Annotated in this window: 12 protein-coding genes, 1 other RNA gene and 1 pseudogene (1 of these 14 running past the window's edge); 1 reads left to right on the forward strand and 13 read right to left on the reverse strand. The window is 60.8% G+C overall.

Annotated elements, in window-relative coordinates; genetic code table 11:
• The 12 genes from recR to THECO_RS17210 form a co-directional block, all read right to left on the reverse strand.
• A protein-coding gene (recR, locus tag THECO_RS17160; RefSeq protein WP_015256285.1) for a recombination mediator RecR crosses the window boundary here: on the reverse strand, positions 1–539 show its 5' portion. The gene continues 58 nt to the left of window position 1, outside the view; only the first 539 of its 597 coding nucleotides appear in the window; it begins with the start codon at positions 537–539; its stop codon lies off the left edge, out of view.
• 16 nt (positions 540–555) lie between these two features.
• Complete coding sequence (locus THECO_RS17165; RefSeq protein ID WP_015256286.1) at positions 556–867, reverse strand: YbaB/EbfC family nucleoid-associated protein; 312 nt, start codon at positions 865–867, stop codon at positions 556–558.
• Positions 868–892: 25 nt separating this feature from the next.
• Positions 893–2,707, reverse strand: coding sequence for a DNA polymerase III subunit gamma/tau (dnaX, locus tag THECO_RS17170; protein ID WP_015256287.1), 1,815 nt, complete (start codon positions 2,705–2,707; stop codon positions 893–895).
• Positions 2,708–2,865: 158 nt separating this feature from the next.
• Positions 2,866–3,130: signal recognition particle sRNA large type (ffs, locus tag THECO_RS21320), an RNA gene on the reverse strand.
• A gap of 95 nt (positions 3,131–3,225) precedes the next feature.
• The gene (locus THECO_RS17175; RefSeq protein ID WP_015256288.1) at positions 3,226–3,651 is read right to left on the reverse strand and encodes a cation transporter dimerization domain-containing protein; all 426 of its coding nucleotides are present in this window, start codon (positions 3,649–3,651) and stop codon (positions 3,226–3,228) included.
• Between the two features lie 56 nt (positions 3,652–3,707).
• Positions 3,708–3,905: a 50S ribosomal protein L31 gene (rpmE, locus tag THECO_RS17180; RefSeq protein ID WP_015256289.1), complete on the reverse strand. Its 198-nt coding sequence runs from the start codon at positions 3,903–3,905 to the stop codon at positions 3,708–3,710.
• Between the two features lie 113 nt (positions 3,906–4,018).
• A complete protein-coding gene (locus tag THECO_RS17185; protein ID WP_015256290.1) occupies positions 4,019–5,299 on the reverse strand; it encodes a radical SAM protein in 1,281 nt (426 codons plus the stop codon).
• A 48-nt stretch (positions 5,300–5,347) separates the two neighbouring features.
• On the reverse strand, positions 5,348–6,658 hold the full coding sequence (gene rho, locus THECO_RS17190; protein WP_015256291.1) for a transcription termination factor Rho: 1,311 nt from the start codon (positions 6,656–6,658) through the stop codon (positions 5,348–5,350).
• Positions 6,659–6,728: 70 nt separating this feature from the next.
• Positions 6,729–7,988 (reverse strand): UDP-N-acetylglucosamine 1-carboxyvinyltransferase, encoded by a 1,260-nt coding sequence (locus tag THECO_RS17195; protein ID WP_015256292.1) that lies wholly within the window; start codon positions 7,986–7,988, stop codon positions 6,729–6,731.
• 101 nt (positions 7,989–8,089) lie between these two features.
• A complete protein-coding gene (fba, locus tag THECO_RS17200) occupies positions 8,090–8,944 on the reverse strand; it encodes a class II fructose-1,6-bisphosphate aldolase (RefSeq protein ID WP_015256293.1) in 855 nt (284 codons plus the stop codon).
• 148 nt (positions 8,945–9,092) lie between these two features.
• Positions 9,093–9,476 carry a response regulator gene (locus THECO_RS17205; RefSeq protein ID WP_015256294.1) on the reverse strand — a complete coding sequence of 128 codons (384 nt, stop codon included), beginning with the start codon at positions 9,474–9,476 and terminating at the stop codon, positions 9,093–9,095.
• 159 nt (positions 9,477–9,635) lie between these two features.
• Positions 9,636–11,237, reverse strand: coding sequence for a CTP synthase (locus tag THECO_RS17210; RefSeq protein WP_015256295.1), 1,602 nt, complete (start codon positions 11,235–11,237; stop codon positions 9,636–9,638).
• 234 nt (positions 11,238–11,471) lie between these two features.
• Here THECO_RS17210 and THECO_RS22815 point away from each other — a divergent pair.
• Positions 11,472–12,765: pseudogene (locus tag THECO_RS22815) on the forward strand (ISNCY family transposase).
• 322 nt (positions 12,766–13,087) lie between these two features.
• On the opposite strand, the gene rpoE reads toward THECO_RS22815, so the two are convergent.
• A complete protein-coding gene (gene rpoE, locus THECO_RS17220; protein WP_015256297.1) occupies positions 13,088–13,669 on the reverse strand; it encodes a DNA-directed RNA polymerase subunit delta in 582 nt (193 codons plus the stop codon).
• Positions 13,670–13,755 lie beyond the last annotated feature (86 nt).

The following is a 13,755-nucleotide window of genomic DNA, read 5'->3' on the forward strand; positions in this document are numbered from 1 at the left end:
AGGTCTCCGCCGACCGGCAGCCCGTGCGCGATGCGCGTCACCTTGATGCCGAACGGTTTGACCAGGCGGGACAGGTACATCGCCGTCGCTTCGCCTTCGATGTTCGGATTGGTCGCCAGAATCATTTCTTTCACCCGATCGTCGGTCAGCCGCTTCAGCAGTTCGGCAATGCGGATCTCGTCCGGGCCGATGCCGTCCATCGGCGAAATGGCTCCCTGCAGCACATGGTATTGACCGTCGTACTCCTTCGTCCGCTCCATGGCGACGAGATCCTTCGGCTCCTGGACGACGCAGATGACGGACGGATCGCGCGTCTTGTCCTGGCAGATGCGACAAGGATCCACGTCGGTGATGTTGCAGCAGATGGAGCAGTAATGCAGGTTGCGTTTGACGCTGACCAGCGCCTTGGCGAATGAGACGACGTCATCCTCGCTCATGCGCAGCACATGAAAGGCAAGGCGGGCGGCGGTCTTCGGACCGATGCCCGGCAGCCGGGAGAACGAATCGATCAGCTTCGCGATCGGTTCCGGATAGTACAAGAGAGGCCGCTCCTCCTCAGAACAGACCCGGGATCTTCAGGCCGCCCGTGAACTTGCTCATATCCCGGTTCGCCATCTCTTCCGCTTTGTTCAGCGCGTCGTTCACGGCCGCGAGGACGAGGTCCTGGAGCATTTCGACGTCGTCCGGGTCGACGGCTTCCGGCTTGATCGTGATGCCGAGAATTTTCTTGTGACCATTCGCCCGCACTGTCACGACGCCGCCGCCGGCGGTGCCTTCGACTTCCTTCTTCTCGAGCTCCTCCTGGGCTTTGAGCATCTGCTCCTGCATTTTCTTCACTTGCCGCATCATCTGCTGCATGTTGTTCATACTCGCCAACTCTCCTTATTCAAAATCATGTCTTGTCATCGTCCACGACGACGACGAATTCTTCGCCGAACAGCTTCACCGCTTCTTCGACCCAGGGCGGCCGGCCGGCCTGCTCACCCTGCTCCTCCTCGGGTTGAAGCTCCAGCGCCTCGGGCTGCGGGCGTTCGCCTTCGCCTTCCGCAGCGGCCTGCCATTCCTTCAACAAGACCGTCTGAAACCGCATCGGCGCGCCGAACACTTCTCCCATGACGCCTTCGATGATTTCCCGGTTGGCGGGCTTCTCCGTCGTCTGGCGGTGCATCGTGTTCTTGAACGCGATCAGCACCTGACCGCCCGTCGCGGACACCGGTTCGCCGTCGATCAGCCAGGCATGGACCGAGATGCGGACATCCTTGACGCCCTGCAGCACTTCCGGCCAGCGGGCCTTCACCTTCCGCGTCTCTTCCGAATCCCGCGCCGCGATGTACGGCTCCAGCTTCACCCGGCCGATGGCGGGCGCCGCGTTCCGCTGCGCGCCGAAGGAGCCGGCGGGGCGCCCGCCGGACGCGCCCTGCCGGCCGTCGCCCGAAGGGACGGCCGGCCGCGGTTGGTCTCCGCCGCCGGAGCGAAGCAGTTGCTCGATGCGCTGCTCGAGCATTTCGACGCGCCTGCGAAGCTGGTGCAGCTCCGCCGCATCCGCGGACTCGCGCGCGACCGGCGCGCGGGCCGTTTCGGCAGACCCCGAACCGCCGGACGCGCCGTCCGAAGCATCGTCGTCGGGCAGCGTGCAAATCTTGAGCAGCGCCACCTCGAACATCGTCTGCGGCTGCGCGGCGAAACGCATCTCGTTCTGGTATCGGTTCAGAATGTCGATCATCCGGAACAGGCGCTCGGCGGTAAACCCTTCGCCCGCGTTCCGGAAGCGTTCGACGTCGACGATCCGCTCGGTGGCGGCGGTTCGGTCAGGCGCCAGCTTCAGGAGCAGCAGGTCGCGGAAGAAGACGATCAGGTCCTCCATGCACTTGTCGGCGCTCTTGCCCGCCGCTGTCAGCGCTTCCGTAACGCGCATGACCGCCGCGGCGTCCCGGCCGCGAACGGCTTCCGCCAGTTCCTCGAACCGTTCCGCCGGGATCCCGCCCGTCACGTCGACCGCGCCGTCCAGCGTGATGCGCCCGTCCGTGAAAGCCGCCGTCTGCTCCAGCAGGCCAATCGCATCGCGCATGCCGCCTTCGGAGAGGCGGGCGATGTACGCCAGTGCGTCGTCTTCCGCCTCGATGCCTTCTTCCTCGCAGATCCGCCGCAGCCGTCCGACCTGCTCCTCGAGCGGCACCGGCCGGAAGTCGAACCGTTGGCAGCGGGAGACGATCGTTGCGGGAAGCTTGTGCGGTTCGGTCGTTGCCAGGATGAAAATCACGTGCCCGGGCGGTTCCTCCAGCGTTTTGAGCAGAGCGTTGAACGCTTCGGAGGTGAGCATGTGCACTTCGTCGATGATGTACACTTTGTACCGGACTTCCGTCGGTGCGTAACGCACCTTGTCCCGGATGTCGCGGATTTCGTCAATCCCGCGGTTGGAAGCCGCGTCGATCTCGATCACGTCAAGCACCGTGCCGGCGGCGATGCCTTCGCAGGCCGCGCAGGCGTTGCACGGGTCCGGCGTCGGTCCGTGCTCGCAGTTGACGGCTTTGGCCATGATCTTGGCTGCGCTTGTCTTGCCCGTTCCGCGCGGACCATTGAACAGATACGCATGCGCGATCCGGTTCTCCCGGATCGCGTTCTGAAGCGTTTGAATGACATGATGCTGGCCGACCATGTCCTGGAACGTCTGCGGACGCCAGGCGCGGTACAAGGCGATATGGGACACGCGGACCGTTCCTTTCCATCGTCCGGCCGTGAGGCCGCATGATGCTCTATTATACACCAACCGGACAACAAGAGAAACGACGTTGCTGCTTTCCGGTCATCACAAAAGCCGTCCCGGGCAAGCCGGGACGGCCGAACGTGCGATATGTAGGTTAAGGTCCGTGCACCTGCCTCCGATCATTGCGTTCCAAGCGGCATTCCCGATCCCCGCTCGGGCCAGGCACTCCCCCGGCACATGAACAAACCTGCTTATGGCTGCTTCCTTCCGGACCTGACCAGGTTCACAGGGGCTCATTGCGGAGGACCCGGCCGTCAACACGGCTTGCGGGCGCCAGCCTTGCAGCGCAAGACCTCGGGCAGGAATTCAACCTCGCTGCAGCGGATTGCGAGTTACAGGGCACCGCTACCTCCCCGTCTAGCACGGTAAAGATAAGTATAGCCGATCCGGATTCGGATCGCAACCGGGCATGACTGTCAATGCTGTGAAGTTGTTGTGATCGAAGCCCGAAGCCGAAGGCATCACTTCTGGTCCGCATCGACCGTCACCCGGTAACGGGGAAAATTCTCCTTCAGCACCGCTTCCGCCCGCGCGGCAAGCTGCGCCGCCTCCTCCCGGTTCAGCTTCTTGTCGATCTCGAGATGAACGTGCATATGAGATCCGCCCGTCCGCGTGATCCGGATATCCCGGATGCCGTCCAGTCCGCGCAGCAGCTCCGCCGCGAATGCGTTGTCGCGCCGGTAGCTCCAGGCCGTGCCGGTCAGCGGGAGATTCGGATTGGTATTGCTGGTGCCCATATAGCCGTCGTTGCCGTAATAATCGGTCGGATCATCCGCATCGCGGTCCGCGTTCCCGCATCCGGTTGCGGCGAGCGCCGCGGCCAGCAGGATGCCGGGCAGCAGGAAGCGAAGCCGCCGTTTCCGCAGACGCAGTCTGATGAACATCATGAAGAAACCTCCCTTCGCCATTAGGATGGCTGGGGGAGGTTCGAGTATGCATCCGATCAGATGCCGTATTTCTTCTTGAAACGGTCAACGCGGCCACCGGTATCGACGAACTTCTGTCTGCCCGTGAAGAAAGGATGGCAATTCGAGCAGATTTCGACACGGAGGTCCGCCTTCACCGAACCCGTCTCGAACGTATTGCCGCACGCGCAAGTAACTGTCGTGACGTGATACGTCGGATGAATGTCCGGTTTCATCTCGTTCACCTCTTTCACGCCCTGAGCCCTTAGACAGCAGGCCCAGAGTTAAATGACACATGAGAGGATTATAGCACGGATAGCCAAACTCGCGCAACGGTCTTTCCGGCACGTCAATCCCGGCCGGCGGGCGACGCTTTCCGGCGCCGCAATTCGGGCGGCGGTACATGCGTATAGTTGCCGATGCGCACGTCCGGCAGCTCCGCCCGGAAAATCTCGATCATCTGCTTCATCCCGTAGATCTCGCCCCGCGCGGGCGGGATGAGCTCCAGATAGCTATCCGGATCGATGTTCAGATTGCGGAATTGGATGAGCTTCAGCCCCGTCCGTTTCGCGAGTCCGATCATCGCCTCGATCTCTTCCTCGCGGTCCGTCACGCCGGGAAAGACCAGGTAGTTGATCGAGGTATAAACGCCGTGATCCGAGGCGTATCTGAGTGACTTCTCGACATTCGCCAGCGAGTAGCCGCGCGGACGGTAATAGGCGTTGTAATGCTCGTCGATGGCGCTGATCGTGCTGACGCGCATCAGATCGAGCCCGGCGTCGACGATCGCCCGGATGTGATCGGTCAGGCCGGCGTTCGTATTGATATTGATATACCCGAGATCCGTCTTCTCCCGCACCCGGCGGATCGCGTCGATGATCAGCTTCGCCTGCGTCGACGGTTCGCCCTCGCAGCCCTGACCGAAGCTGATGATCGCATCCGGCGTCTTCAGATGCTCGAGCATGATCTCGACCAGCTCGTCCACCGTCGGCCGGAAGTTCATCCGCGTCTGCGGCGCGGGGAAGCCGCTGTCGTCCGGCTGCTCGGAAATGCAGCCGTAGCAGCCCGCGTTGCAGCTGTAGGACACCGGCACAGCACCTTCCCAGCGGTTCAGGAACGTGTTCGACGCCGTCAGGCATTCATAGCCGAGCGCGCAATGCGACAGATGCTTGTACACCCGGTTCTCCGGATACCGCGCAAGCAGCGATTCGACGCCCGCCTCCAGCTCGCCGCGGTCGCAGTTCAGCGGATTCCAAGGTTCCGGATCATCGGTGCGCTGCGCGGCGACGTGGAAGCCGCCGTCTTTCCAGACGACCGCCGTATAGCCGAAAAGCGGCAGCTTCCGGCTGCGGTCCGTCTTGACATAGGCGGGAATGGCCAGCCGCGTGTACCCTTGCGGCAGCAGCGCGCCGATCGCCTGCACATCGCCCGGCAGCGGCCGCATCTCGCCCGTATCGGGATCGATGCCGACCGGCCGCGTGAACGGCAGACTGACCAGCGTCGCGCCTTCGGGCAACGGGATCAGTTCGTCTTCCATCAGTTCGATGATCATGTCGGCGCTGCGGCCAAGCCCGCCCCATCCGGGATGGTCATAGACGCGGCCGCCGGCATCGGCATACACCAGATTCATGCGTTAGTCCCACCTTCATTTTTCCGCCCGAACCGGTTCAATGGGCGCTCAGGTCGTCGTGCGGACACTCCGCCTCGCGCCCGTGCCGCCGGAGCCTATACCGCCGTCCGCCGCCAGCTTCGCCATGACGTCGATAAACTCCGCGTTCGACTTCGTCTCCCGCATTTTGCGCAGGAACTGCTCGACGAATTCGGGAGTGTCGTTCATCATTTTGCGGATGGACCAGGCGCACTCCAGTTCTTCCTTCGTGAGCAGCATTTCCTCGCGGCGCGTGCCGGAACGGCGGATGTCCAGCGCCGGGAAAATGCGGCGTTCCGCCAGTCTGCGGTCCAGCACGAGCTCCATGTTGCCGGTGCCCTTGAACTCTTCGTAAATGATGTCATCCATCCGCGAGCCGGTGTCGATGAGCGCCGTCGCCAGAATCGTCAGGCTGCCGCCCTCCTCGATGTTGCGCGCCGACCCGAAGAACCGCTTCGGCCGATGGAACGACGCCGGGTCGATCCCGCCGGAGAGCGTCCGGCCCGACGGCGGCACGACGAGGTTGTAGGCGCGCGCGAGCCGCGTGATGCTGTCGAGCAGGATGACGACGTCCCGCTTGTGCTCGACCAGACGCAGCGCCCGCTCCAGCACCATTTCCGCCACCTTGATATGGTTTTCCGGCAATTCGTCGAACGTCGACGCGACGACTTCGCCCTTCACCGACCGTTGCATGTCGGTCACTTCCTCCGGCCGCTCGTCGATCAGCAGCACGAACAGCTCGATCTCCGGATGATTCGCCGAGATGCTGTTGGCGATCTCCTTGAGCAGCAGCGTTTTGCCCGCTTTCGGAGGTGCGACGATCAGCCCGCGCTGGCCGAGTCCGACCGGAGCGAGAATATCCATAATGCGAGTCGACAGGTTATTGGGGGAAGTCTCCAGAACGAGTTTCTTTTGCGGATAGAGGGGAGTCAGGGCGGGGAAGTGGAGCCGCTCAGCGGCAACTTCCGGACTCACGCCGTTGACAGCATTCACCTGCAGCAATCCGAAGAACCGTTCGTTCTCCTTCGGCGCCCGGCATTTGCCGGATACGAGGTCACCGGTGCGCAGGTCGAATTTCCGAATCTGCGACGCCGATATGTAGATGTCATCCTTGCTCGGCAAGTAGTTGATGGGCCTCAGGAAACCGTAGCCTTCCGGCAGGACGTCGAGCACGCCTTCCATGAACATGAGGCCGCTCTGTTCGGCCTGGGCACGCAGGATCGCGAAGATCAGCTCTTTCTTCCGCATCTGGCCGTAGTTCGGAATCTGATGTTCTTTGGCCAGCTTGTATAATTCCGTAAGCTTCATCTCTTCCAGATCAGAGATTTGCAAATCGGTCATCGTTTCACCCCTTGTGATTCAATTTTGACCTTTATGCGAGGAACCACCGTCCGTTGCGGCGGTTCAGGCCTCAGCCGATTTCGGGCTCGCGCCACACATCGGCTCCCAATCTGCGAAGATTGTCCACAAGATTATCATACCCGCGATCAATATATTCGACACCTGCAATTTCCGTAACGCCTTCCTCCACCGTCAGCGCCGCCACGACGAGCGCCGCGCCGGCCCTGAGGTCGGACGCGCGGACTCTTGCGCTGTTCAGCCTGCTGCCTTCGATGATGGCCGACCGTCCTTCCACGCGGATCTTGGCGCCCATGCGCACCAGTTCCGGCACATGCTTGAACCGGTTGCTGTACACGTAATCCGTCAGGATGCTGACGCCTTCGGCCTGCGTGAGCAGGCTCGTCATCGGCGATTGCATGTCCGTCGCGAACCCCGGATAGACAAGCGCCTTGACGTCGACGGCGGAGTAGGTCGGCTGGCCGACGACGCGGATCGATTCGTCCATTTCATAGACATGGACGCCCATCTCCTGCAGCTTGGCCGTCACGGCTTCAAGATGTTTCGGAATGACATTGTCCACGACAACGTCGCCGCGCGTTGCGGCGGCCGCGATCATGTACGTCGCCGCCTGAATCCGGTCGGGAATGATGGAGTGCCGGCAGCCGTGCAGCCGGTCCACGCCTTCGATCCGGATCGTCTCGGTGCCCGCGCCTTTGATGCGGGCGCCCATTGCGTTGAGCAGCGTCGCGACATCGATGATTTCCGGCTCCTTGGCCGCGTTCTCGATAATCGTAAGACCATCCGCGCGGGAAGCCGCAAGCATGATGTTGATCGTCGCGCCCACGCTGACAACGTCGAGATAGATCTTCGCGCCGCGAAGTTTCTTCGCCTTCAGGCGGATCGCGCCGTGTTCGTTCGTGACGGTGGCGCCGAGCGCTTCAAAGCCTTTGATGTGCTGGTCGATCGGACGGGGTTCGAAGTTGCAGCCGCCGGGAAGGCCGATGACGGCTTCGCCGAACCGGCCGAGCATCGCGCCCATCAAATAATAGGACGCGCGCAACAGCTTCACCTTGCCGTTCGGCATCGGTACGGGACGCATGCGGGAAGGATCGATGATCATCGAATCCCCGATCCGCTTCACCTTGCCCCCGAGCTCTTCCAGAATCTCCGTGTAGACGGCCACGTCGCTGAGCCGCGGCAGATTGTCCAGTCTGACTTCGCCGTCGGCCAGTATCGAAGCCGGCAGCAGCGCGACGGCGCTGTTCTTCGCGCCGCTGATCGTGACCGTTCCGCGCAGCGGGCGGCCGCCGCGGACCATCAGTTTCTCCATGTCTCCCCATATCCTCCCGATGGCGCTGGTTGACCGTCATGCGGACGGATGCGCAGGAACCGCCGGCCATGCGCGGCGGTTCCTGCATGTATCAAAACAGATTACGCTTGGTTGCTGCTGCCGAACAACCGGATCTTCTCGGCCACGACTTCGATCATCGCTTCGCGCGCGGGACCGAGGTATTTCCGCGGATCGTAGACCTTGCTGTCCTTGCCGAGCACTTCGCGGATCTTGTCCGTGCAGGCGATCTGGTTCTCCGTGTTGACGTTGATTTTGCCTACGCCGCATTGGATCGCTTCACGGATCGCGTCGTCCGGAACGCCCGATCCGCCGTGCAGGACGATCGGAACCGGAACTTTCGCCGCCACTTCGCGAATGATGTCGAAGCGGATCTTCGGCTCGCCCTTGTACATGCCGTGCGCCGTGCCGACCGCGATCGCGAGCGCGTCGACGCCCGTCTCCTCCCAGAAGCGGATCGCTTCTTCCGGCTTCGCCAGCGCAGCGTCGGCTTCATCGACGCTGATGTCGTCTTCGACACCGCCGATCGTGCCGAGCTCCCCTTCGACGGATACGCCCATCGCATGGGCGGCTTTCACGATTTCCTTCGTCAGGCGGATGTTCTCTTCGAGCGGATAGTGGGAACCGTCGAACATGACCGACGAGAAGCCGGCGCGGATGCATTGCATTGCCACTTCGAAGCTGCTGCCGTGATCAAGATGCAGCGCGATCGGCAGCCCGGATTTCTTCGCGGCGGCTTCCGCGATGGCGACGGTGAATTCGATGCCCATATATTTCAGGGCGCCTTCGCTGACGCCATAGATGAACGGCGACTTCTCGCGGATCGCCGCCTCGACGATCGCCTGCGCGAATTCCAGGTTGTTCATGTTGAATTGCCCGACGGCGAACTTGTTCGCTTTCGCCTTCGGCAGAAATTCGTTCATGGACACAAGTGGCATGTTCGTTCCTCCTAAATTGGTTGCGCGATATGGTTCAAGCCGTGCAGACTTGTCATACTGAGACATTATACCACAATGCTTCCCGCTGTGGTAATTCGTCCGGCGTTCTCTCGCCAGAAAAAAAGGATCCGTCTCCGGATCCGCTCGCCTACCTGCTGCGCGTTTCGCTGCCCCGCAGCTGCATATTCACGACCATCCGCATCTCGTCGATGTCGAAAGGCTTCGTGAAGTGCATCAGCGCGCCGAGCTCGGTCGCCTCTTTGATCATGTCCAGTTCGCCGTATGCCGTCATCATGATGACCTTGATGTCGCGGTTGATCTCTTTCACCCGCTTCAATATCTCGAGCCCGTCCATTCCCGGGATCTTCATGTCGAGCAGCACAAGATCAGGCGATTCATTCTTGACGATCTCAAGCGCCAGTTTGCCGTTGGAAGCCTGGAATGTCCGGTATCCTTCGCCGCTGAACACTTCCATCAGCAACATGCGGATGCCGTTCTGGTCATCCACGATCAGCACTTTCTTGTCATCCAACGCACGATCCCTCCTCGTGAGCGAATGCCGCGGCTCAGCCTGCATTCGGCCGGCCAGGCTTCACCCGGGCTGAGAGACAACACGCCCAGCAGGGGAGGTATTCGACGCCGCTTCGTCAATATCCTTCATCAACTGGAAAAAAGTATTTCCTCCGTTACATTATTCCGCGTGCCGGATCGCCGCACCCACGAACTCGCGGAACAGCGGCTGCGGCCGGTTCGGCCTTGACGTGAACTCCGGATGGAACTGGACGGCCAGGAACCACGGATGGTCGGGCAGTTCGATCATTTCGACCAGCCGGCCGTCCGGGGACGTGCCCGATACGCGCAGGCCCGCCGCTTCGATCCGCTCGCGGTATTCGTTGTTGAATTCGTAGCGGTGGCGGTGGCGTTCGTAGATCAGTTCCTGACCGTACGCCTGCGCGGCCAGCGTGCCCGGCGCGATCTTGCACGGATACAGGCCGAGGCGCATCGTGCCGCCGAGATCTTCGATATCCTTCTGGTCGGGCAGCAGGTCGATGACCGGATACGGCGTGGACGGATCGATCTCCGAGCTGTTCGCGCCCGTCATGCCGACGACGTGGCGCGCATACTCGACGACGGCCACCTGCATCCCCAGGCAGATGCCGAAGAACGGCACGCGCTTCTCCCGCGCCCAGCGGATCGCGGTGATCTTCCCTTCGATGCCGCGGTCGCCGAATCCGCCCGGCACGAGCACGCCGTGCACGCCGGCCAGCAGCTGATCCACGTTCTCCGGCGTGACGTCCTCGGCGTTCACCCAGCGGATCTTCACTTCGCGCTCCGCGTCGATGCCGGCGTGGCCCAGCGCCTCCACAATGCTGAGGTAGGCGTCGTGCAGCGCCACATATTTCCCCACGATCGCGATTTCCACCGACCCGGTGATCGCGTTCACGCGGCGCACCAGGTTCTCCCATTCGGTCATGTCGGGTTCCGGCGCATCCAGTTTCAGATGGTTGACGACGATGTCGTCCAGCCCTTCCTTCCGCAGGTTGAGCGGAATTTCATACAGATTCGACGCGTCGCGGCATTCGATGACCGCACCCTGGTCGACATCGCAGAACTGCGCGATCTTGCGCTTCAGATCCTCGCCCATCGGATATTCCGTGCGGCAGACGATGACGTTCGGCTGGATGCCGATGCTCCGCAGTTCTTTCACGCTGTGCTGCGTCGGCTTCGTCTTCACTTCACCGGCTGCCTTGATGTACGGAATGAGCGTGACGTGGATGTACATGACGTTGTCGCGGCCGATGTCGCTTTTGATCTGGCGGATCGCCTCCAGGAAAGGCAGGCTCTCGATGTCGCCGACCGTGCCGCCGATTTCCGTGATGACGACGTCCGAACCCGCTTCGCGGCCCGCGCGGAAGACGCGTTCCTTGATCTCGTTCGTAATATGCGGAATGACCTGAACGGTGCCGCCCAGATATTCGCCGCGCCGTTCTTTCGAGATGACGGTAGAGTAGATTTTGCCCGTGGTCACGTTGCTGTTCTTCGTGAGGTTGATGTCGATGAATCGCTCATAATGGCCGAGATCGAGGTCGGTCTCCGCGCCGTCGTCGGTCACGAACACTTCCCCGTGCTGATAGGGGCTCATGGTGCCGGGGTCGACGTTGATGTAAGGATCGAATTTCTGGATCGTAACCTTCAGTCCCCGGTTCTTCAGCAGCCGGCCAAGCGATGCCGCCGTAATCCCTTTGCCGAGCGACGAGACGACGCCGCCGGTTACGAATACATATTTCGTCACGTGCTGTTGACCTCCAAGTCGAATGGTTGAAAAAACAAAAAAAAGTGACACCCGCGCCGCGGGGCACTTTTCATACGCTTGCCGTGTATAAAGCGATCTATAGCCCAAGCAATAGTTTACCCGTGTGTCCGCGCCTGTGTCAAGTGAAACGGCCTGTGCCTGTCGTTGTTCTGTGATAATGTCACGGTATAACTGTTCTGAGATAATGTCACTATGGGACAGGAGAGAGTGACATTGACCAGAGCAGAATGGAAAAAGGTACTTGTGGTGGAGAAAATCCTCGACGGACACATGACCAACGCGGAAGGAGCGGCGGCACTCGGACTCGGCGTCCGGCAAGTGATTCGGCTGAAGAAGAAATATGTGGAAGAAGGAGGCGCCCAGGCACTGGCCCACGGTAATCGGGGAAGAAAGCCGAAACACGCGATCCCGGAGGAAGTCAAAGATCACGTCGTCGAGTTGTACACCACAACGTATCACGGCAGCAACAACTGCCACTTTGCGGAGCTTTTGGAGGAACACGAATCGATTAAGCTCAGCACACCCAGCGTAAGACGCATTTTACTGTCCAAAGGCATCAAGCAAGCCAAACCGCGTCGGCGCAAGAAGGCTCATCAACCGCGCCAGCGAAAGCCGCAAGCGGGCATGCTGTGGCAGATCGATGCGACGCCTTACGCCTGGCTGGAGGATCGGGCACCGTCCTTCACCCTCCATGCCGCCATCGACGATGCGACAGGTACCGTCGTTGGCGCCGTGTTCAGGCCCACGGAATGCCGCGAAGGCTACTCGCTGGTCATGATGCAAGGCATCCCGGAACTACGGCGTGCCGCTGGGGCTTTACAGCGACAAACATACCATCTTCCGGTCACCCCATGAAACGCTGTCGCTTGAGCAGGAACTGGCAGGCGAAACCAAACCGCTATCCGACTTCGGCAAGGCAATGGCGGAGCTGCACATCGAGCATATCAAGGCCCTCTCGCCGCAAGCGAAAGGCCGCATCGAACGCCTCTGGGGGACGTTTCAGGATCGCCTGGTGATTGAGCTGCGGCTGCTCGGCGTGAAGACGATCGAGGAGGCCAACGAAGCGCTGCCCAAGCTGCTGGAGAAGCACAATCGCAAGTTTGCCGTCCAGCCCAAACAAGCGGAATCGGCATACATGGAGCCGGATCCGTCCGTCAAGTTGGAGCATGTGTTCACGGCCCGCAAGTACCGAAAACTGGGACACGGAAACACGCTCTCATACAACGGGAAGGTGTATACGTTCGCCAAGCCTTGCAAGTTCCGTTTCGACGCCAGAGCAACGGTTGAGGTGCGTGAGACGCTCACCGGTGAGGTGCTCGTATGGCATCATGGTCAGGCCATCGCGCTGAAGGAGACGGAAAAGCCGGTACGTGATCCTGCGACTCCAACAAAAAAGGCGGAACCTGCGCCACCCCGCAAGCCCGCCGCCAACCATCCATGGAGGTTGGCATGGAGTCCAAAGCAGCTTCAGCGTAACACAAATTTCGCGCCAGGCCAAGTCACCTGACCGGTGACTTGGTACATTCAAAAAGTGACATTTTCACAGACGAGTTAAGGTGACATTTTCACAGACGATTGACAGTGAAACGGCCTGTGCCTTCCATCGAAAAGGCAATCCCGTTTCGCGTCGACCGACAAGCCCGTGCAAGCTCTGGTCCGGCTTGCGCTTGGAGGTCAAGTGAATCGGGGCGGCGCCGCGTACTTCCCGCCGGCGCGTCCGATTCCGTCGACCGACAAGCCCGTGCAAGCCCTGGTTCGGCTTGCGCTTGGAGGTCAAGTGAATCGGGAGAGCGCCTTGTGTGCAACAAGGCGCACAAGCCGGCGTCCCGTCACAGGTCGTCTTCGTCTTCGGCCTCGAGGTCTTCCGCGTCGTCCTCGAACTCTTCCTCGTCCTCCGTCTCCAGTTCGTCGTCGACTTCGATATCCGGCTCGTCGAGCTCTTCGTCGTCGATCGGAACTTCCTCGTCCACATCCGCTTCGTCGTCGGCGTCGTCGAACAGCTCTTCGCCGTCCTCGTCGTAGAGGTCGTAATCTTCTTCGTCCGTAACGTATGCTTCTTCCTCGTCGCCGTACAGATCCTCTTCCTCTTCGTCATCATCGTTGATGATGCGCGGACGCGACGCCCCGAGGGACGGATCTTCGCTCCGGTCAACCGGGTACCACCGCTTCAGCCCCCACACGTTGGAACCGACGCAGGCGAACCGGCCGTCGATGTTGATCTCCGTATAAATCTGCGCGATGACTTCGTTGATTTTCTCCTCGGAAAAGCCGCGGATCCTGCCGATCTCCTGGATCAAATCCCGGTAGTACATCGGCTCGTTGGCTGTTTTCAGAATTTCGAAGGCCAGATCGACCATCGGCATTTCTTCAATCCGTTCGGGATCGAGCTTCAATCGAATCTCGCCGCTCATCGAACACATCCTCTCGCGCAAGTCATCTAACCAGCATAGTTCTATCCATTGTCAACCTATAGTAAACCTCATTTCATTTCAAAAAG

The organism is Thermobacillus composti KWC4, assembly GCF_000227705.2.
Classification (GTDB): domain Bacteria; phylum Bacillota; class Bacilli; order Paenibacillales; family Paenibacillaceae; genus Thermobacillus; species Thermobacillus xylanilyticus.

What these genes read in the sequence shown, in the direction of transcription:
- rpmE (WP_015256289.1), bottom strand. Translation starts at nt 3,905, where the DNA reads ATGAAACCGGACATTCATCCGACGTATCACGTCACGACAGTTACTTGC.
- THECO_RS17195 (WP_015256292.1), bottom strand. Translation starts at nt 7,988, where the DNA reads ATGGAGAAACTGATGGTCCGCGGCGGCCGCCCGCTGCGCGGAACGGTC.
- THECO_RS17165 (WP_015256286.1), bottom strand. Translation starts at nt 867, where the DNA reads ATGAACAACATGCAGCAGATGATGCGGCAAGTGAAGAAAATGCAGGAG.
- rpoE (WP_015256297.1), bottom strand. Translation starts at nt 13,669, where the DNA reads ATGAGCGGCGAGATTCGATTGAAGCTCGATCCCGAACGGATTGAAGAA.
- rho (WP_015256291.1), bottom strand. Translation starts at nt 6,658, where the DNA reads ATGACCGATTTGCAAATCTCTGATCTGGAAGAGATGAAGCTTACGGAA.
- THECO_RS17175 (WP_015256288.1), bottom strand. Translation starts at nt 3,651, where the DNA reads ATGATGTTCATCAGACTGCGTCTGCGGAAACGGCGGCTTCGCTTCCTG.
- fba (WP_015256293.1), bottom strand. Translation starts at nt 8,944, where the DNA reads ATGCCACTTGTGTCCATGAACGAATTTCTGCCGAAGGCGAAAGCGAAC.
- THECO_RS17185 (WP_015256290.1), bottom strand. Translation starts at nt 5,299, where the DNA reads ATGAATCTGGTGTATGCCGATGCCGGCGGCCGCGTCTATGACCATCCC.